The sequence below is a fragment of the Nocardia sp. NPDC049526 genome (assembly GCF_044465765.1).
Lineage (GTDB): Bacteria > Actinomycetota > Actinomycetes > Mycobacteriales > Mycobacteriaceae > Nocardia.
In genome coordinates this window covers 16,487-34,983 of record NZ_JBITMA010000003.1, presented here as the reverse complement: position 1 = coordinate 34,983, position 18,497 = coordinate 16,487, and the positions used below count along the sequence as shown (strand labels likewise).

Sequence of the window (18,497 nt, the reverse complement as noted above, 5' to 3'; positions counted from 1 at the left end):
CCACGATAGGGACGGCAACGGTGGCAGGCCCGAAACCCAGCCGCCTCGGCCCCCGCAGCGGAGGTGAAGGTGACAACGTTCTCCGCCCGTGGACGTCCAGGGCACGGCGGCAAGCAGTAGATGCCGGTCGTGATCACGCCTTGGAACGATCCCATACCCCCGAGTCTGCGCGCCGGGCCACGCACCGACCAGCCATATCCGGACACGACCTGTCCGGATATGGCGTGATCGGCGGCCGCGGCCCACTCAGGATTGGCCGAATGGACGCACAGACGAGCAAAGATGTGATCATCCGGGCCTGGCGCGAATTCGCGACCCAGGACCCCGACCGCATTGCCGCGGTATTCACCCCGGACGCCGAATGGCTCGCACCGCCGCGCAACGCCACCGCCCGCGCTCTCGACGGCACCGATCACCTGGTCGGCCGTGACCGCATCGCGCATTTCCTGACCAGAGAGTTTCCGACCGTATTCGTATCCGATCGAAGCGTGGAGTTCACCGCCGTCATCGCCGAGGGCACGACGGTCGTCGTCGAGGAGCGGATGCGGGCGACATTGATGAACGGCAACCACTACGACAACGACTACTGCTTCATCGTCGAACTGCGTGACGGTCTGATCCACCGTGTGCGCGAGTACATGGACACCCGTCGCGCGGAGGAAATGTTCAGCGCCACCGACTGAGACCGAGTGCCCGGTCCGGACGCCACTGCCGGACCGGGCATCCGAGGGATTCGGCTACTTCACGCCGATCGGTTTACCGAAGAAGGAGGCGAACGTCTCGCCGAATGTCGCCTTCAACAGCTCGATGCCATTCGGATCCAAGGCCAACCAGCCTACCTCGGTGGTGCTGCAACCCTGTTGTGCCGGAACACCATTGAGCCGATCGCGCAACCACAGCATGGCGGGTGCGGTGCCCGACACCTCGGTAACCACGTGCTCGGCGAAGTGTTCGCGCATGTATTGCACACTCGCGGACGGATTTCGACAGTAGGTATCGACCAGCGTATTCACCTGGCCTACCGGGATGATTTCATCCGGATTGCCCTGCCAGACGTACATCGGCATATCGGGCACCGATTTACCCATCCGGGTCTTGTCGAGTACATCGGCGACCACCGGGTGCTGGATCGGATCGCCGGGGACCCGGATCATGCCCCTGAGGTTCAGGAAGGGCAGCAGCGCGGTCACGTACTGCACGCACAACCCGCCTTGGACGGTCGATATCGCCCGACCGAGCAGATCGATATTGCCGTCGATGAACTGGGCGAACTCCGGATACTCGCGGGTGAGGCCGTTGACGGCGGCCAGCACCAGACCGGAGGTGAGCTGGTTGTTGGCGACGTTGAGCGTCATGCCCAGATCGGCGGGCACACCGCCCTCGGCCGCGCCGACGATATTGAGCTCGGGCGCGTATGTCTGCTTCAGCTCGGCCGCGTGACCGGTGGCGATCGCGCCGCCGGAGTATCCGTACAAACCGATCCGACTGTCCGGTGCGAGCCGCATCGGCTCGAGCTTGCGCGCGGCGCGAATGCCGTCGAGGGTGATCCGCCCGGCCAGCGGTCCGGCCGCGTAGGCGTTGTTCGGTCCCTGATGATCGGGAATCACGACCGCCCAACCCTGCTGCACCGCCCCCTGGGCGATCGCCCACTCCGCGGGCGCGACGATCTGCCCGACGAACGGGCTCACCGAAAACTGTTGCAGTGCATAAGAAGGCGCACAGTACCCCGCCAACGAATCCTCGGCGATCTGCATCGAGACGAGCTTGTCCGGTGCCGAGTCACGCGGCTTGACGACCGTCGCGACCGCCGGAATCGCTTCGTCCCGACTGTTATTCGAGCGGTAGGAGACCTGCCAGGCATCGACATTCACCGGAATCAAACCGAAATTGGCCACATTCACCTGCCGCGCCGAGATGATCTCGCCGGGCGCCTTGCTCGCCACCAGTTCGGCGGCCGGGTGGTAGAAACCCGGATCCAATTCGGGCGGCAGTGGAACCGGAGCCGCGGGCTGTACCGCGACCGGTTCCTGCGGCGGTTCGGCGACAGTGACCGCGGTCGTCGCGAGCAGTGCGATGGCCGTGACTCCGGCCGAGAACAAGATTCGCCGGGCGCGACCCGCCAGCGGATTGATCAACTTCCAGCCCCTTCGCATACTGTGATACCACTCCGTCTCACATGTTGGCGACTATGACACAAACGTGATGTGCGTCGCAATAACGGCCGCGGTCATGAGCAGAAATAGACCCGATTTGCCGACTCGATGTGCCGACCGGCCGAAGATGCCGTAACTTTCGGTTCACCGAACCGGCCGGTTGGTGCCGGATAGCTTGCTGGGGAAGCTACGAGGAAACATGCACGTGCCCAATGAACCGGTCTCGACGGTTCTGTACTACGTCTTCTTGCTCTTCTACGGCGCACAGGATGCGCTGGGCAGGACCTTCATCCTGGGCTGACCCGAGCCGTCACAGCACACCGAGCAGTCCGCGCGACTGCTCGGATACCGTGGTGCTTGTGACCGAGCGCACCGAGGGAACCAAGGACACAGCATCCTTGGTCGCAGCGGAGCCGAGCACTAGCGAGGCGCAGCTGTGACCATCGTCGACAGGCAGTACGGCGGTCGCGCAGTGAGCGAGCGGAAGGCCGAGCGACGGCAGCGGTTCCTGGACGCCGCCATCCGGACCTTCGCCGAGCGCGGCTATGCGGACTGCTCGCTGGCCGATGTGTGCACCGCGGCCGGGCTGTCCAAGCGGCAGTTCTACGAGGAGTTCCAGACCAGGGAAGATGTGCTCATCGCGTCCTACGACTACATCCAGGACCAGTCCGCTGCGGTCGTCGGGCAGGCCGTCGCGGCGCTGGGCCCGGATACGGATATCGTGGCCGGGCTCACCGCGGTACTGACGGCGTTCATCGGTTCGATCAGCTCCGATCCGCATCGGGCCAAGGTCGCCTTCGTCGAGGTGGTCGGGGTCAGCGAACGCATGGAGAAGCACCGCCGTGAGCGCCGCCACGCGTGGGCGGCGGCGATCGAGGCACTACTCATCTCGATCGCGGGCCCGGATATCCGCGTCCGTGGCGGAATCACCTGGGCGGCAAGCGCACTCATCGGCGCGATCAACGGCGTCGCACACGAATGGATTCTGGCCGACCCGCGGCCGCCGATCACGCAACTGGTCGAGGTGCTCGCCCCCATCGCCGCCGCACTGATCATCACCGAGGAATAGCGCGGCGGGCAGCGCCCACGTAGGTTCGGTGTATGCAACTCGGTCAGCCAAGTCGCACCGCGCTCGCCACCGCCTACGCTCGCGCCTACCACCAGATCGCGAGTGAGCCGCGAATCTTCACCGATCCGCTGGCCGTTCGAATCGCCGGCATCACGCCCGATCAGCTAGCCGATCTGGAGACCGCGGCGTTCCAGAACGACGACACCGACATGCGCCGCCGACGCCGTCTGTTCCTGGCCGCCCGCGCCCGCTTCGCCGAGGACACCGTTACCGACGCGGTGGCGGCGGGCACCCGGCAGGTGGTGATTCTCGGTGCCGGCCTGGACACCTTCGCCTATCGCAACCCGCATCCGGATGTGCGGGTGTTCGAGGTCGATCATCCCGATACCCAGGAGTGGAAGCGGCAGCAGCTCGATGCGGCGGGCATCGAACTTCCGGCGTCGTTGACCTTCGCACCTGTCGACTTCGAAAGCCAAACGCTCGCAGCAGGATTGGCTGCCGCCGGGTTCGATCGGAGTCGACCAGCCGCGTTCGTGTGGCTGGGGGTCATCATGTATCTGACTCGGGACACGATCCTGGACACCCTGCGGTTCGTCGCGGACCAGGCGACACCGGTGCGGTTGGTGTTCGACTATCTCTATCCCGCTTCGGCTTCTACGGGTGCGGAGATGGATCTGCGCACCGCGCGCGCCGATTTGGTTGCGTCCATCGGCGAGCCCTGGCTGAGCTTCTTTACCTCCGATGAGATCGCAGATGTCCTGCGGGAGGCGGGATTCGACCGAGTCGATGATCACGACGCGCCGAACCTTGTCGCCGGTTACCTCGGTATCAAGCCGCGACAGGGTTCCACCGTTCCGCCACATGTGCTGTGCGCCATGCGAACCGCGTAGGTCAGCAGCCGAGTTGGTCTGCGAGATCGAGGAAGTCGGTGGCATTGACGTCGAAATCGTCGTCGAAGGAAACATCCACGTCACCACCAGTGCCGAACTCGAGCGGCCGTGCGACGAAGGCCGTACGGAAGCCCAGTGCACCCGCGGCCTGAATGTCATATTTGTGGCTGGCGACCATCATGATCTCGGAAGGCTCCAGCCCCAGATACCGCGCGGCCATGCGATACACCGTGGGGTCGGGCTTGAACGCGCCCGCCATCTCGGCGGTGAATACGGCATCCCATGGCAGCGCGGCGCGCTTCGACATATTCACCACGGCGGCGACATCCGCATTCGACAAGGTCGCGAGCGTGAATTTGCTTGCGAGCCTGTTCAATCCGGCAACGACATCGGGCCATGGTTCGAGTCGTTGCCAGGCGAGGGTGAGATCGGCGCGTTGGCCGGGCGCTAGGTCGATGCCGTAGTCACCCAGTAGGTCGTCCAGTGCGTTGGCGTAGACCGAATGCACGGTGACCCAGTTGTCTCGGTCGGGCTCCGTCTTCCGCAGTGCGGCGAAATATTCAGCGCGCCAGTGGTCTACGAAACCGGGCCAATCGATGTGGCGATATCGAGTACCGCCGATGCGTTGCGCTTCGGCGCAGACGGTCGAATGAAAATCCGTCGCCGTCCCCTGCACATCAAAAAGTAGTGCTCGCAACACAATTCGCACCTTTCCGCTTCTTACACGCGCCGCACCAGCAGATAGCTGCGCCGACTCGGATGTTCGGTGTCCGGGTGCGGTTCACGGTCCAGGCGAGCCTGGAGGACCAGACCAGCCGTCGCCATGGCTTCGGATTCCGCGGACGGGTCCAGGTAACGAAAGGTGAGATCAACCTGGTGGCCCCACCAATCGGTGAGCGTCTTGGCCCCGCCATCCGGAAAGTCCGCATCGCTGGTGTGAAACGCGATGAGCGCGTGACCACCAGGCCGCAACACCCGCGCGAACTCCGCATAGGCCGCCGCCCGCTGCTGCTCGTCCAAATGGATCACCGCATACAGACAAACCACCCCCGCCAGCGATTCCGCCCGCACCGGCAGCGCGGTCATATCGGCCGCACCAACCGCCACCGCACCTGTCCGCCGCGCCACCCCACACATCCCAGGCGAAAGATCCATTCCGACAGCCCGCACCCCCCGCCCCGCAAGATAAGCAGCGACATGCCCCGGCCCACAACCAATATCCGCAACCACACCCCCGTTGGTGAGTTCGGCGAACACCTCCAACATCCCCCGATCCAACGGCTTCCCCCGCAACTCATCCCCGAGTTCACCGGCATAACGCTCGGCCACCAGGTCATAACTGCGCCGCGTGCCGATCATCCATCCAGCGTAGTTCCGCCCCGAACCCCGCGCCTGCCGTGGACTTACCGCCGCAGATGACGGCCGGCGGCAGTCTGCCCCGCGGCGGTACACGGGCGGAGACCGCCACACCTGACCACGCGCGACCTATGCCGGGCCGCACGTTGGAGGCACGCCGCGACGACAGCCGCTGAATGACGGCATGCGCGACCGCGCCACCGCCACAGGCGGGACAGCACAGCCGGGCACACACACGTAGGCCCGCCCTGAGCCAGGACAGGTAATCGTCACGGACGCATGGGCTGTGCGCACCGCCCGGGGCGCATCCCCGTGCCCCTCCCCCCGCCGCTGCGGGCGGGACGGCACGGCCGGGCACGGTGCAGACCGAAGCCTGCACCGTGGCAACCACCTGAGCGCGCGTCAGGACTCAGCGCACCCGGAAAGCGGTGAGCCGCCAGTCCGTTGAGCGCGTGCGGGCGATGCGGGCGGCTATTGCGAAGTGTTGGCGGCCGCGGTCGTAGGTGGCGAAGACTTCCGCGGTCGAGGCGTCGACCATCATGACGCCCGCGCGGTAGAGCACCGCTACGCGGAGTGTGCGACCGGGTGCGAGGTCGGCTCTCACTATGGTTCGCACCGCAGAGACCACTGCGGGAGTTGCCATGGTGGTGAGCTGGGCGACGGGGCGGCGGTGGTCGAGTATCTCGAGTGCCAGCCGCAGCGCACGCTCGACGAATTGCTGTGCCGTCGAATCCAATTCGACGACCGGCGGCAACTCGGCGTGCCCGGCACCGAGCGCCCGCCGCACACCTGGCGGACCGGCTCGTCCGGTCTGATCATTCCGCGATAACGGCGTGCGGCACGGCGACGCACGCGGCGGATCCTCGAATTCCGCGCGGCTCCCGGCCGGACGGTACGGCAACAACGGCGGCTCGGTCCTCGGCGCATACGAAAGCCCCGACGAATGTCTCTCCATACAACACCCCCAAATGAGTTAGAACTACTACCCCCAACCTCGGACCGCGACAGCATTCCACGAATATCCCCGCAGGTAAACCACCCAAGCGACCGCTCTGGCGTCAACACAATCAAGATCAGGTGGCACTGGTGGAGGAGGCTTCTCGGCCGATGCCTGCACAGATTCCACCTGATCTTGATGCGAGTCAGGTCGAGATGCGGGCCAGGGTTTGGAGCGGGTCGGTCAGGACGTCGGCGAAGGCTAGTTCGGCGGCGCCGACCAGGGGGGCATCGTCGGCAAGTGCAGAGGTGCGCAGGCGAACCCGCTCGCGCACCGCGAGCAACCCGTTCACCGCGAGCCTGCTGCGGACCTGCGCGGCGGAGGCGAGGTAGACCTCGCGAAGCACCCCACCGAACACGACCATTGTCGGATTGAAGATATTGACCAGGTTGGCAACGCCGTACCCGAGCCAATCCCCCACCTGGTGCAACGCATCTCGGGCAGTGGCATCACCACGCGCAGCCGCATCCACGATCGCCTCCACCGCCGCACGCCCGGTGAGATCAGTCCGCCCGGCAGCCGCAATCAACGCGAGCTCGCCCGCCTCGGCCTCCAGACAGCCATGCGACCCGCACGTGCAAGCCCGCCCACCCGGATTGACGATCATGTGCCCGACCTCGCCGCCATATCCACCCTCACCACCGAGCAGCTTGCCGCCCATGATGATTCCGCCCCCGATACCTACCTCACCGTGCAGATAGATCATGTCCGCAATCCCGATACCGACACCACGCTCCCGTTCGGCAAGCGCACCGAGGTTGGCATTGTTACCGACCACCACGCGCAACCCGAGTCGCTCCGAAAGCAGCGCACCGACCGGCACATCCACCCACCCGATATTCGGCCCGTACCGAACGACCCCGTCCTCTTCCCGCACCATCCCGCAGAACGCGACTCCCACACCTACACATACGGTCTCGGGCCCGGACCCGCGAATCATGTTCTCCGCGAGGTCCGCCAGCGCACCGATCACATCGTTAGGATCGAATGTCCCACTGGGACGGCGTGCTTCCCGCCGATCGAGAATCACCCCGCCCAAGCCGACCCGAGCCACCGCGAGCCGGTCCGCTCCGACATCCAGCGCCAACCCGTAGACCCGCTCCGATTCGGGCCGCACTACCAGCGACGGCCGCCCCGCCTTCCCCGTCTGTCCCGGCAGCTCCTCGCTGACCAGACCGGCCGCGGCGAGGTCGGCGGTCAGCGCCAGAATGGTGCTGCGATTGAGCCCCATCCGCTCGGCGAGCGCTGTCCGCGACATGGGTCCGCTGGAATGGACATGCCTCAGCAGCACGGCAAGGTTCTGCCGCCGGATCTCGTCCGGGGAAGGTGCAGCTCTCATTCGGGCGAACCTCCTCCCGGTCGCTAGCGCCTGCTTGCAGGTCGCTCGAAATGGTCAGCTGGTCAACTTCCTGGCAACGCACGCTTGCGCGACAGCGCGTCCACTCCCGCTGCCAACAACAGCACGAATCCTGTCACAACGAATTTGGTGCCCGCGCTGTAGCCCATCAGGCCCATTCCGTTATTGATCACCGCGACCACCGCCGCACCGAGCACCGCGTCGAGCATCCGACCGCGCCCGCCGAACAGACTCGTACCGCCGATCACGGCCGCTCCGACAGCGGTCAGCAACACATCGCTGCCGCCGGTATTCGGATCGACGGAGTTGGCCCGCGATGCCGCGATCAGCCCGCCGACCGCGGCCATCGTCGAACACAACACGAAGGCACAGATTTTGATCCGATCGACCGGAATGCCCGCCCGCCGAGCCGCTTCCGCACTGCCGCCGACCGCGTAGATATGTCTGCCGAACGAAGTGCGGTTGAGCACGAACGTCCAAAGCAATAGCAGCGCAATGATCAACGGCACCACGATCGGCATGCCCTTGAGCGAGTTGATCGCGGGGTTGCGACTGCGTTCGTCATTGAGGATCAGCACCGCCGCACCCGCCACCACGGCGACCGCCGCGATCCGCAGCGCGATCACCGGCGCAGTCTCACCGGTTAGACCGAGCTTGGTGCGCGCCCGCAGTTTTCGGTATTGGATCACCGCGAATCCGGCCAGCAGCACCACATACATGACCCAGCCGAGCCAAGGCGGCACATTCTTATTGGCGATCGCGACGATCGTCTCATCGTGGATGGAGATATTGCGCCCGTTGTCCATGATCTTCAGCGCGACACCCTGCAATGCCAGGAACGCCGCCAACGTCACCACGAACGAAGGGATTCCGATCTTCACCACGATCGCGCCGATGGTCAGACCGATCACAACGCCGGTGAGCAGCGCGACGAGAACCGCCGCGTACCATGGCCACCCCTTATCGGTGAGCAATACCGCGAGCACCGCCGCACACACGCCACTGGCGAATCCGGCCGACAGATCGATCTCACCGAGCAGCAATACGAAGATCAGCCCCATGGCGATCACCGCAATGGCCGCGCCCTGGGTCAGGAGATTCGCGAAATTACCCTGCGTCATGAACACCGGTCGCGCGATCCAGAACACCACCGACAGCACGGCCAGCGCGATAATCGACGGCAGCGCACCCATATTCCCGCTGCGCACCCGTCCGACATACGAGTTGACCAGCTCGGTCACCGGCGAGGACGTGGCCTCGAACTTATCCGTAACCACGGCGCTCATACGCTTGCTCCATTTCCGAGGCCGAGACTTCCGCTGCGACCGGCGGTGATCAGTTCGACGACCTGCGCGTGCGTCACGTCGGCGGTGCGCACCTGGGCCGCCATCCGGCCGAGATACAGCGCGGCGATACGATCCGAGACCGCGAAAACGTCGTTCATGTTGTGTGAAATCAGCACCACCGCAAGGCCTTTGTCAGCAAGCCGGCGAACCAACTCGAGCACCTGCTGGGTCTGTGCGACACCCAGCGCGGCCGTCGGCTCGTCCAGGATCACCACTTTGCTGTTCCACAGCACGGCTTTCGCGATCGCGACCGTCTGGCGCTGACCGCCGGACAGGCTCGCCACCTGCTGTCGCACCGACTTCACCGTCCGAACCGACAAGCCCGCCAGAGTCTTTCCGGCCAGCTCCTCCATTCCGTACTCGTCGAGGACCAGGCCGTGCTTCTTCTCCCGGCCGAGGAACATGTTCTGCACGATGTCGAGGTTGTCGCAGAGCGCGAGATCCTGGTACACGATCTCGATCCCGAGATCGGCGGCGTCACGCGGACTGTGCACCCGCACCGGTTTGCCGTCGAACAGGAATTCACCCGAATCGATCGGATGGGTGCCGCCGATGCACTTGACCAGGGTGGACTTGCCCGCGCCGTTATCGCCGACCAGCGCCGTCACCTCACCCGAGTACGCGGCGAAGGCGACCTCGTGCAAGACATGGACGGGACCGAAACTCTTTTCTATCCCGCGTAATTCGATGACCGGGGTATCCGGCATGGGTGCAGCTCCTCAGGTTGGGGCGCCCCTTCCGCGGTCCCCTCATCGAATCGCGGAAGGGGCGGTGTAACACGATCAGCGGACCCCGTTATCCGCGCAGAGCTTGGCGAACTCGCCGGTGCACAGCTCGGACTTGGTGACATAGCCGTCCGCGACAACGTCGTTCACGTTGTCCTTGAAGATCGCCTTCGGTTCCAGCAGCACCGCGGGCACTTTCGCCTTCGCCTCGGGATCGTCGACGGTGCTGTTCGCCTCGCCCTTCTCACCCTTCGCGAGTGCGATCGCCAACTTCGCGCCGGCATCGGCCTCCAACTTGATGGCCTTGTAGACGGTCATGCACTGATCGCCCGCGAGCACGTTCTGCAGGCCCTGGACCGTGGCATCCTGGCCGGTCACCGGGATCTGGCCGTTCAGCTTCTGCTTCTTCAGCACCGCGATCGCGGCATTGCCGAGCCCGTCGTTGGCCGCGACCACACCGCCCAGATTCGGCGTGCCGGTCAGCATCTGCTCGAAAATGGTGCCCGCCTTGGTGTTATCCCACTCCGGCACCGCCTGATCCGGCCCCTTCGCATACTCGCCGGAATCGAACTTCGGCTCGAGCGCGCTGTTGTAGCCGTTCTTGAACAGCGTCGCGTTGTTGTCGGTGGGTCCACCATTCAGATACGCGACGATCGGATTGACCGCCTTCTTATCGGTGAGGCACTTGGCCAGCCCGTCCCCCATCAACTTGCCGACCTTCACATTGTCGAACGACACATAGAACGGCGCCCCGCCGCCGAGAGTCAGTCTGTCGTAATCGATTACGGTCACACCCTGCGACTTCGCCTTCTGGATCACGGCCTTGCCGGTCCCGCTGTCGAGGTTGGTGATCATCAGCACCGAGGCGCCATTGGTGATCATCTGATCCGCGATGGTCTGGAAGGCGTTCTTATCCCCCTGCGCGTTCTGGATATCCGCCTTTATCCCCGCCGCGTCGAACGCCGCCTGCAGATACTTCCGATCCGCCGTCTCCCACCGCGCGGATGTCTTGCTGTCCGGCAGGATCACCCCGATCTTGGCACCCCCACCTCCGGAGTCCTTGTTGTCGTCCCCGCAGGCAGTGAGCGAGGTGAGAAGCGCGACCGATACGGCCGCAATGCCGAGGATCCCCTTACGCATGAGGGCGAGCCTTTCGTCGAACCACCGCCCGATCAGACCGGGCAGTCGAGCAAGAGCGAATGTTGTTCGACACAACATATTGCACTGTGACCCGAAGCACAGCCATTTCGCAAAGATATTTGTTGTTCGCCATAACAATCCGGCCACAGCCGGTCAGTTGGCTCGAACCGAGCACTCGAGCGCACTTTTCCGACCACCCGATCGGTCGCCTCCACAGCGCTGCCGGACATCGACACAAGGAAGCAATCCGCTGCCTGACGAGACGGACCGATCAATAGCCCACGCATCGCCGCACCGAGTAGCGTTATCCCAACCGCCGTCGACGCAGAGGACCCCGCCGATGCCGCTCGGAATCAACAAGATCCGCCAGGTCAAGCTCCCCGTCACCGACCTCGCCAAGAGCGTCGCCTGGTACCGCCAACTCCTGGACCTGCAACCCGTCTTCGAGTTCTACGAGGAGGACGCCGTCCGCGGCGTAGTACTCCTGGAACCGAACGCCGACCTCCACATCGCCCTCCGCGAACGCGCCTACTGCGCCAGCCACCCCCACCTCAACGACTTCGACGCCTTCGCCCTCGAAGTCGACTCCCTCGACACCTTCACCGAACTGATCAAGCGCGCCGACGAACTAGGCGCACCCCACGGCGAGATCCACGACCGCGGGCCATACGGCGCCGCCCTCGACATCAGCGATCCCGACGGCACGGTGATCCGGTTCCTGTACGAACCCGACACTTACCCAATCGGTTTCGCCGGCCTGGAGTTCGGGCCGGACGGCACACCGATCGGCTACGAGCAACCACGGCTCAGCGACAAGTCATGAATTCGGTTGATGCCTCGACTCTCACGGCTTTACCTGCGCGTCAGGCGCTGAACTAACGAATTGCGTCATCCGCGTCCAGTGCCACCAGAAGATCTTCCGAAAGAAAGCAACCGACTCCGACACCATCTCTGGTTCGCGGACACCTTCCTCGGCACGTCCTGCCATCATCGATCCCAGCGCTTCCAGTCCCGCCGCGAACAACGCGCGACGGAAGCCGAGCGCATCCGCCGTCATCTCGCGGCTCGTGAGATCAGACCCGCCGTTCCTGATATCGAAGAACAAATACCATTGCCGCTCGGCGGACAGAATTCTTCGATATGACCGCTGACGGCCACTCCGCCACACGGCCAGCGGTTACTACCAGATCCGCCACTGCGCGGCGGATACCTCCAACGCGCCGTCGACCACACCCGGTGAGGCAGGCGTCCGCACCGCTCAGTTCGATAGCAGCCCGTGAACCGCGCGGTGGTGATCGCATCATCCCCACCAATATCCTGCGATGAGGGCGTCAGTGAGGATTGGTGATGGTCGATACATGTCCGGTTGGGATCTCCGGTCGAAATCGGTGGCGGGAGCATGGTGGGTGGCGTGGGGCGATTCGGAGGGGTGAACTTCCTGGTGGGCAACAGGTTTGGGTGGTCGGTGGGTATGACGAGGTGGCGGGGCTGTTGGGGGATGGGCGGCTGAGTGTGGACAAGCGGTATTCCGGGGGTGGGTATTCGGGATTCGCGTTGCCGCCCGCGTTGGATCGGAATCTGCTGAATTCGGATGGCGCCGAGCATGCTCGGATACGGCGGCTCGCCGCGCCTGCGTTTTCACGGAGGTCGGTAGATTCGCTTCGGAAGCCGGTTGACCGGATCAGCGCGGCTGCGTTCGAGTCGCTGGGCGAAAATTCCAGTGGCACAGTTGATCTGCTGGATAAGCTCTGCGTTCGGGTGCCTGCGCTGGTGATCGGCGAGTTGCTCGGGGTGCCCGCTGATCGGCATGGCGAGTTGCGTGCTGCCGCCACTGCGATGGTGACGTTCGATGCGTCGTCGAAGGAATCCGCGGGCCGGCTGGCAGAAGCGGTCAAGTGGCTGGCGGGGACATTCACGAGCGTGGTGCGGGCCAAGCGGGATGAGCCGGGCGATGATCTGATCAGTGGGTGGGTGCGGGCTCGGGATGACGCGGACTTGTTGTCCGAGGACGAGTTGGTTTCGCTGGCCTTTCTGATGATGCTGGCGGGGCTGGAGAACGCGGTTCATCTGTGCGGCAACATATTTGCGACGCTTTTGTCCACTGGTATACCAGCAGACTGGAAGGCTCGGCGTGGTGAGTTGATGGAGGCTGCCAATCCGTTGCCGTTCGCGATTCGGCGATTCGCCGTCAGCGACTTGGCGATTGGCGACCAGATCATCCCCAAGGGCGACACCGTGTTGTTGTCGGTATTCGGTGCCGATTCCGATCCTGCCCGCAATGGGCGACCGAGCCTGATGTTCGGGCGCGGACCCCACTATTGCCTGGGCGCACAGGTCAGCGATCTGATCGTCGACGCGGTGGTGCCGGAGTTGTTCATTCGGTATCCGCGAGTGCGCCTGGCTGTTCCGGAATCCGAGCTGGAGTATCGGGCGTCATGGCGGTCGCACGGACTGGTTGCGTTGCCGGTGCGGCTACGGAACTGATCCGGCCCCAGGAGAATTCGGTAAGAATGCACGACATGAACGAAAATGGGTGAAGTCAGGGCGACGAGCGCGGCTCCGGATCATGTGGTCGACAATCCGTCCGACGTAGCCCTGCACGACCTGCTTACCAGCGACGACGCGATCACCAGCAGAACGCGGGCAACCGCTCGCCCAAGATCAGGCGGAGCGACGGGTGCGGTGCTCCGCGACGTGCACGCGGGTCGAACAGCGGGTCGAACAGTATCTGCGCCTGCCGTTGCGTGAGGTGTCGACGAAGACAACGCCGCAGCCCTCGCGGGCACAGCGCCCGATGCGGCCCGGATCCTCGCAGAAGAGTTCCGCGAGCCCGGCCGCGGTGTACGCCTTGACGCGCTCGTCGGTGGGCGCGTCCTCGCGGGCGTAGTGCAGGTGCGGCGCACGGCCGTCGTGGGTGGAGATGTAGGGCTGACTGGTTGTTTCGGCCAGTAAAGCGTTGAGCAAGTCGACGCTCGGTTCCGTGAAGACCTCGTCGAGCCGCGCGATCCAGCGGCGCAGCTCGGCGGTCTGCCGGGTGTTGAGGACGCCGAGCGGCTGGTAGCCGGAATCGGCGAGCAGTTGCAGCAGGTCTTGCCGCGGGTCCGCGTTCACCAGGCGGGCGGCGAGTTCGGCCGCCGCGCCTCCGTAAGGGTTGAAATGCACTAAGTCATTACATCAGGCTGGACGCATGATCGCTACCTGCCCGTCTTGCTCCTGGTCGTCGCCTACCCTCGTGTCGTCACACGGCGCCACCAGCTACCTGCGCTGCATCTGCGGGCGGTGGCTGATCAGCGAGCACGGATCGGTTGTGGCGCTGGCAGGGACCAGCACAATGGGCCAAGTGCCGCGTCCAGATAGCTTGTGAGGTATCGAGATCCGTCGAGCGCAGTCATATGGCGGTGCCGTAGGGCGTATGGTGCGGCGTTTCGACTGCGCTCGGCGAGCGAGCCGGACCTGATAGCGCGGCAACCTATCTGGACGGGGGCACTAGCTGCCCGCCCGCCAGTCCGGGGCCAGCACTGACCAGACCTCCACATCGAGCCGCTGCCCTCGATGCGGGTAAAACTCCCGCAGCACACCGTCTTTGGTCATTCCCAACCGCCGCGCCACGGCGATACTGGCGAGATCAGGCGACGCGACCAGCCACTCCACGCGATGGATGCCGCGCTCCCGGATTGCCCAGTCGATGATCACGCGGGCGGCCCGGGTCGCCAGGCCACGGCCCGCGGCCGAGGGCTCCAGCCAGCAACCCGCCTCGGCGACGCCGAGTGCGAGGTCCATCGTCCGGAACAGGACGCTGCCGACCAACTTGCCGTCCAGCCGGATCCCATAGATCCGGCCGGTGTCGGCCGCCGCTTTCTCCGCGTACTCGCGCAGGTAGGTGCGGCTCGACTCCAGATCCGTTACGGCATCGGCAACTTTGATGTACTGCCCGATGGACTCCCGCCCCCGGTCCATATGTTCCAGGAACTCCGCGGCATGCCCCGGTTCGAGCGGACGCAGCTCGGCGCCGTCGGCACCGAGGGATATCGCGAACATCATGACCTTCCGTTGGTAGCTAATGCCGCAGCCGGCGTCCTCCCGTGGTTTTGTTGCGGTACATCGCGGTGTCGACGGCGTGCATCATTTCGTCGATGTCGGTGGGGCGGTCTTCGGCGAAAACCGTTCCGATGCTTGCGCCTACGACAACTGGCCGGCCTGCCACCTGTATCGGGGTGGCGAGCCGGTCGCGCAGGAGCGCGGAAACTGTTTCCAATTGCTCTGTGCCCGTGCACTTCTCGACGAGTACGATGAACTCGTCGCCGCCGATTCGCGCGACCAAGCCGCCGACCGATTCGACGGATTCACGAAGACGCTGGGCAACGTCGCGCAGCACCCGATCCCCTACCGTATGCCCCCACACATCGTTCACCTCCTTGAACCCGTCGAGGTCCAGATAGCAAACACCAACTGGCGGAATGGCATTGGCCAGTCGATTGAAGAAGAGCACGCGGTTGGGTAGACCGGTCAGGCTGTCGTGGTTGGCATCGTGCCACAGCTGGTCGGCCAGTTGTTTGCGTTCGGTGACGTCGACGGCGACGCCGATCAGGAAGCGGACCTGCCCACTGTTGTCGCGTACCGCGGACATGGACAGATCGATGCTGGTGATGGTGCCGTCGCGTCGGAGATGGTCGGTTTCGAGGCGAAAGCGGTCGGTCCGCCCGCTGAGTAGGTGCTCCAAATTGGCATATGCGTCACCGATATTCGCGGGACCGAGCAATTCGGCGACCGACCGACCCGGCATCACCGCCGCGGGTAGTCCGAGCATATCGGCCATGGCCGCGTTCACCTCCAGTACCCGACCGGTGACGTCGACCGTCCCGATCCCAACCGACGCTCCCGCGAAGACCGCTTCGAACCTGGCCTCCGACAATTGCCTTCGCACCTCGGCCTCCTGCGCGGCCGAAAACGCCGCTGCGAGTGTGGTTTCCTGCTCCCCTAACGCCGCGTTCCGCAGCGCATAGGTGAAACCCGCGGCGAACTCGGCAGCGACAACTATCGCACGCTCGCGAACTGGCTCGTAATCGGATTCGGTTCCGGTGGGGCAGATTTCACGAACGATATCCCGGCAGATAACCAGAACTGAACGGCTGACGGCAATCTGGTCACGATAGTTCGCCGCGACGAGCACCGCGGCGGCGTCCTGGGCCACCGCGACCTCCCGCGTCCCGCACACGGCCGCGACCAGTACCTCGGCGAGTTCCGCTAGCAGAGTTTCGATTTGGCTTCGGGTGAGGATCGGAGCGACAGCGCCGTCGAGCGCCTCCGCCCATCGCATTGCCAGCTCACGCGTCCCCACACGAACCCCCTGCCACGGCTCCGGTCAGACCTTCCGGCCGACGCCCGCCAGGCCGAGCGATCGGCCCGGCGTCTCATATAGGTCGCGGTCGGATTCCGGCCGCCAGGCGGGTAGCTCGACGACACCGGGTTCGACCAGCTCCCACTCGTCGAACATCGCGGAAATGCCGTCCTTCGAGCGGAAGTGGATGCCTACCCGGGTCACATCGGCCGCATTGCGGCCGAGCTTGCCCGCATCCTCGGGGCGCGACTCCGATGTCAGGTGTGAGATCGCGACGTAGCTTCCGGCCGGGACGGCCGCATGCAGGGCGGAGACCTTCGCGACCGGCCGCTCCTCGTCGGACAGCAGGTGCAGCACCGCCACCAGCAATACGCCGACCGGTTGTTCGAAATCGATGAGGCCGGTCTCGCGGACTCGGGCGAGCAGCTCGTCGGGCTTGCGCAGATCGGCTTCGATGGCCGCGGCCTTGTCGTTGTCCACCAGGATCGCGCGGGCGTGGGCGACCGCGACCGGATCGATATCGGCGTAGAGCACGCGAATCTCCGGATCAACCGACTGTGCGACCTCGTGCACATTGCCCGCGGTCGGAATGCCCGAACCGATATCGAGGAACTGACGCACGCCCTGGTCGGCCAGGAAGCGGACCGCGCGGCGCAGGAAAGCCCGGTTGCTCAGCGCCAGCCGGGGCAGGTCGGGCACCAGTTGTTTACCGGCCTCGGCGGCCTTGCGATCGATCTCGAAGTTGTGTGAGCCACCCAGCAAGGCGTCATACATCCGTGCCGGGCTCGCCTGTCGCATATCCACGCCCTCGGGCGCCCACGCCGGCCTGTCCATCGCATCCCCTCTGCAGTCACACCATCGGACCAACCCATCCAGGTCCGCACCGCCGGATACCGCGTTGTTGATCACCGATAGGTGCAGTCCGCATAGTAGTCGGGCCGGTCGGTCCGAATGATCACGAATTCGCCACTGTTGATCTGGGCCTTCCAGGCGTGTGCCATATTCATACATGCGCATGAGTGCAAGATCCGCTACGCTGACCAACGGCAGCAGTATCAACTGGAAGGGGCATTCGACTATGGGCGAGCAGTGCGTGTCGCCGAAGCGGTCTGCAGTGGCGGTCAGCGAGGCTGAACACATGGATCATGACCACTCGCATGACCACGCACACTCCGGCCATTCGGACAAACACGGCCACAGCCACGACCACGGTGTCTCGGCGGATTCGAATCCGCGCTGGCTGGCGATCGCGCTCGGCTTGATCGTCGCGTTCATGGTGGCCGAGGTGGTCGTCGGCCTGCTCGCGCAGTCGCTCGCGCTGATCTCCGATGCCGCGCACATGCTGACCGATGCCGCCTCGATCGTGCTCGCGATGATCGCGATCCGGTTGGCTCGACGTCCGGCGAAGGGGCGATACACCTACGGGTTCAAGCGAGTCGAAATCCTTTCGGCACAGGCCAATGGGATTACCTTGCTGCTGCTCGCGGCGTGGTTCGTGTACGAGGGCATCAATCGGCTGATCAATCCGCCGGATGTCGAAGGGCCGCTGGTGTTGGTCACGGCGCTGGTCGGGATCGTGGTCAATATCGCCGCCGCGTGGAGCATCAGCCGCGCCAACCGGACCAGTCTGAATGTCGAAGGCGCGTTCCAGCACATCCTCAACGACCTCTATGCCTTCATCGGGACCGCCATCGCGGGCGCGGTGGTGTGGTTGGCCGGATTCGCCCGTGCCGATGCGATCGCGGCATTGGTCGTCGCGGCGTTGATGATCAAGGCGGGCTGGTCCCTGGTTCGGGAATCCGGGCGGATCTTCCTGGAGGCCGCGCCCGCCCATCTCAATCCCGACGCCATCGGCGCGCGCATCGTCACGCTCGAGCAGGTGACCGAGGTCCACGACCTGCACGTCTGGCAGATCACCTCCGGACAGCCGTCGCTGTCGGCGCATATCCTCGTCGACGACGCTGCCGACTGCCATGCGATTCGATCGAAGATCGAGACCGTGCTGCACGACGAATTCGGGTTGGAACATACGACTTTGCAAGTGGACCACTCGTCGGAACCGACGGTTTCCGCCGATGATGCGCACTGCGCGGAGGCGCATGGGCCGGTGCACCGGTCCTGACCAC

Annotated in this window: 19 protein-coding genes and 1 pseudogene; 6 read left to right on the top strand and 14 right to left on the bottom strand. The window is 64.7% G+C overall.

Annotated elements, in window-relative coordinates:
- Positions 1–20: 20 nt before the first annotated feature.
- A pseudogene (locus ACIBW7_RS09620) lies at positions 21–155 on the bottom strand (Ada metal-binding domain-containing protein); the annotation flags it as partial.
- Between the two features lie 105 nt (positions 156–260).
- Here ACIBW7_RS09620 and ACIBW7_RS09615 point away from each other — a divergent pair.
- Positions 261–683, top strand: a complete 423-nt coding sequence (locus ACIBW7_RS09615) for a nuclear transport factor 2 family protein (RefSeq protein ID WP_397045864.1) — start codon at positions 261–263, stop codon at positions 681–683.
- Between the two features lie 54 nt (positions 684–737).
- Here ACIBW7_RS09615 and ACIBW7_RS09610 read toward each other — a convergent pair whose 3' ends face one another.
- Positions 738–2,153: a lipase family protein gene (locus ACIBW7_RS09610; RefSeq protein ID WP_397045863.1), complete on the bottom strand. Its 1,416-nt coding sequence runs from the start codon at positions 2,151–2,153 to the stop codon at positions 738–740.
- Between the two features lie 436 nt (positions 2,154–2,589).
- Here ACIBW7_RS09610 and ACIBW7_RS09605 point away from each other — a divergent pair, with 436 nt between their 5' ends.
- Together ACIBW7_RS09605 and ACIBW7_RS09600 are read left to right on the top strand one after the other, a co-directional pair.
- Positions 2,590–3,222, top strand: a complete 633-nt coding sequence (locus ACIBW7_RS09605; RefSeq protein WP_397045861.1) for a TetR/AcrR family transcriptional regulator — start codon at positions 2,590–2,592, stop codon at positions 3,220–3,222.
- A 32-nt stretch (positions 3,223–3,254) separates the two neighbouring features.
- A complete protein-coding gene (locus ACIBW7_RS09600) occupies positions 3,255–4,112 on the top strand; it encodes a class I SAM-dependent methyltransferase (RefSeq protein WP_397045859.1) in 858 nt (285 codons plus the stop codon).
- Between the two features lies 1 nt (position 4,113).
- Here ACIBW7_RS09600 and ACIBW7_RS09595 read toward each other — a convergent pair whose 3' ends face one another.
- The 7 genes from ACIBW7_RS09595 to ACIBW7_RS09565 all read right to left on the bottom strand — a co-directional run bounded on the left by ACIBW7_RS09595 (position 4,114) and on the right by ACIBW7_RS09565 (position 11,033).
- The gene (locus ACIBW7_RS09595; RefSeq protein WP_397045857.1) at positions 4,114–4,821 is read right to left on the bottom strand and encodes a haloacid dehalogenase type II; all 708 of its coding nucleotides are present in this window, start codon (positions 4,819–4,821) and stop codon (positions 4,114–4,116) included.
- An 11-nt stretch (positions 4,822–4,832) separates the two neighbouring features.
- A complete protein-coding gene (locus ACIBW7_RS09590) occupies positions 4,833–5,471 on the bottom strand; it encodes a class I SAM-dependent methyltransferase (protein ID WP_397045855.1) in 639 nt (212 codons plus the stop codon).
- A gap of 406 nt (positions 5,472–5,877) precedes the next feature.
- Positions 5,878–6,423, bottom strand: coding sequence for an Rv3235 family protein (locus ACIBW7_RS09585; RefSeq protein WP_397045853.1), 546 nt, complete (start codon positions 6,421–6,423; stop codon positions 5,878–5,880).
- A gap of 187 nt (positions 6,424–6,610) precedes the next feature.
- Positions 6,611–7,804: an ROK family protein gene (locus ACIBW7_RS09580; RefSeq protein ID WP_397045851.1), complete on the bottom strand. Its 1,194-nt coding sequence runs from the start codon at positions 7,802–7,804 to the stop codon at positions 6,611–6,613.
- A gap of 62 nt (positions 7,805–7,866) precedes the next feature.
- Positions 7,867–9,108 (bottom strand): sugar ABC transporter permease, encoded by a 1,242-nt coding sequence (locus ACIBW7_RS09575; RefSeq protein ID WP_397045849.1) that lies wholly within the window; start codon positions 9,106–9,108, stop codon positions 7,867–7,869.
- The gene (locus tag ACIBW7_RS09570) at positions 9,105–9,875 is read right to left on the bottom strand and encodes an ATP-binding cassette domain-containing protein (RefSeq protein WP_397045847.1); all 771 of its coding nucleotides are present in this window, start codon (positions 9,873–9,875) and stop codon (positions 9,105–9,107) included. Before ACIBW7_RS09570 ends, ACIBW7_RS09575 begins: the two co-directional genes overlap by 4 nt.
- 75 nt (positions 9,876–9,950) lie before the next feature.
- Complete coding sequence (locus tag ACIBW7_RS09565) at positions 9,951–11,033, bottom strand: sugar ABC transporter substrate-binding protein (RefSeq protein WP_397045845.1); 1,083 nt, start codon at positions 11,031–11,033, stop codon at positions 9,951–9,953.
- A 340-nt stretch (positions 11,034–11,373) separates the two neighbouring features.
- On the opposite strand from ACIBW7_RS09565, the gene ACIBW7_RS09560 reads away from it, so the two are divergent.
- A complete protein-coding gene (locus ACIBW7_RS09560) occupies positions 11,374–11,856 on the top strand; it encodes a VOC family protein (RefSeq protein ID WP_397045843.1) in 483 nt (160 codons plus the stop codon).
- A gap of 21 nt (positions 11,857–11,877) precedes the next feature.
- Here ACIBW7_RS09560 and ACIBW7_RS09555 read toward each other — a convergent pair whose 3' ends face one another.
- A complete protein-coding gene (locus ACIBW7_RS09555) occupies positions 11,878–12,138 on the bottom strand; it encodes a hypothetical protein (RefSeq protein ID WP_397045841.1) in 261 nt (86 codons plus the stop codon).
- Between the two features lie 653 nt (positions 12,139–12,791).
- On the opposite strand from ACIBW7_RS09555, the gene ACIBW7_RS09550 reads away from it, so the two are divergent.
- Entirely contained in the window at positions 12,792–13,517 is a 726-nt protein-coding gene (locus ACIBW7_RS09550; protein WP_397045839.1) for a hypothetical protein, read from the top strand.
- Between the two features lie 177 nt (positions 13,518–13,694).
- On the opposite strand, the gene ACIBW7_RS09545 is transcribed toward ACIBW7_RS09550, so the two are convergent.
- The 4 genes from ACIBW7_RS09545 to ACIBW7_RS09530 form a co-directional block, all read right to left on the bottom strand.
- On the bottom strand, positions 13,695–14,195 hold the full coding sequence (locus ACIBW7_RS09545; protein ID WP_397045837.1) for a CGNR zinc finger domain-containing protein: 501 nt from the start codon (positions 14,193–14,195) through the stop codon (positions 13,695–13,697).
- Positions 14,196–14,519: 324 nt separating this feature from the next.
- Positions 14,520–15,074: a GNAT family N-acetyltransferase gene (locus ACIBW7_RS09540; protein WP_397045835.1), complete on the bottom strand. Its 555-nt coding sequence runs from the start codon at positions 15,072–15,074 to the stop codon at positions 14,520–14,522.
- Between the two features lie 16 nt (positions 15,075–15,090).
- Positions 15,091–16,371, bottom strand: coding sequence for a diguanylate cyclase domain-containing protein (locus tag ACIBW7_RS09535; RefSeq protein WP_397045833.1), 1,281 nt, complete (start codon positions 16,369–16,371; stop codon positions 15,091–15,093).
- A gap of 24 nt (positions 16,372–16,395) precedes the next feature.
- A complete protein-coding gene (locus tag ACIBW7_RS09530; protein ID WP_397045831.1) occupies positions 16,396–17,205 on the bottom strand; it encodes an SAM-dependent methyltransferase in 810 nt (269 codons plus the stop codon).
- A gap of 304 nt (positions 17,206–17,509) precedes the next feature.
- On the opposite strand from ACIBW7_RS09530, the gene ACIBW7_RS09525 reads away from it, so the two are divergent.
- On the top strand, positions 17,510–18,493 hold the full coding sequence (locus tag ACIBW7_RS09525) for a cation diffusion facilitator family transporter (protein WP_397045829.1): 984 nt from the start codon (positions 17,510–17,512) through the stop codon (positions 18,491–18,493).
- Positions 18,494–18,497 lie beyond the last annotated feature (4 nt).

Coding starts and splice junctions, on each gene's coding strand:
- ACIBW7_RS09615 (WP_397045864.1), top strand. CDS start 261: ATGGACGCACAGACGAGCAAAGATGTGATCATCCGGGCCTGGCGCGAA.
- ACIBW7_RS09610 (WP_397045863.1), bottom strand. CDS start 2,153: ATGCGAAGGGGCTGGAAGTTGATCAATCCGCTGGCGGGTCGCGCCCGG.
- ACIBW7_RS09600 (WP_397045859.1), top strand. CDS start 3,255: ATGCAACTCGGTCAGCCAAGTCGCACCGCGCTCGCCACCGCCTACGCT.
- ACIBW7_RS09590 (WP_397045855.1), bottom strand. CDS start 5,471: ATGATCGGCACGCGGCGCAGTTATGACCTGGTGGCCGAGCGTTATGCC.
- ACIBW7_RS09585 (WP_397045853.1), bottom strand. CDS start 6,423: ATGGAGAGACATTCGTCGGGGCTTTCGTATGCGCCGAGGACCGAGCCG.
- ACIBW7_RS09580 (WP_397045851.1), bottom strand. CDS start 7,804: ATGAGAGCTGCACCTTCCCCGGACGAGATCCGGCGGCAGAACCTTGCC.
- ACIBW7_RS09575 (WP_397045849.1), bottom strand. CDS start 9,108: ATGAGCGCCGTGGTTACGGATAAGTTCGAGGCCACGTCCTCGCCGGTG.
- ACIBW7_RS09570 (WP_397045847.1), bottom strand. CDS start 9,875: ATGCCGGATACCCCGGTCATCGAATTACGCGGGATAGAAAAGAGTTTC.
- ACIBW7_RS09565 (WP_397045845.1), bottom strand. CDS start 11,033: ATGCGTAAGGGGATCCTCGGCATTGCGGCCGTATCGGTCGCGCTTCTC.
- ACIBW7_RS09560 (WP_397045843.1), top strand. CDS start 11,374: ATGCCGCTCGGAATCAACAAGATCCGCCAGGTCAAGCTCCCCGTCACC.
- ACIBW7_RS09540 (WP_397045835.1), bottom strand. CDS start 15,074: ATGATGTTCGCGATATCCCTCGGTGCCGACGGCGCCGAGCTGCGTCCG.
- ACIBW7_RS09530 (WP_397045831.1), bottom strand. CDS start 17,205: ATGGACAGGCCGGCGTGGGCGCCCGAGGGCGTGGATATGCGACAGGCG.
- ACIBW7_RS09525 (WP_397045829.1), top strand. CDS start 17,510: ATGGATCATGACCACTCGCATGACCACGCACACTCCGGCCATTCGGAC.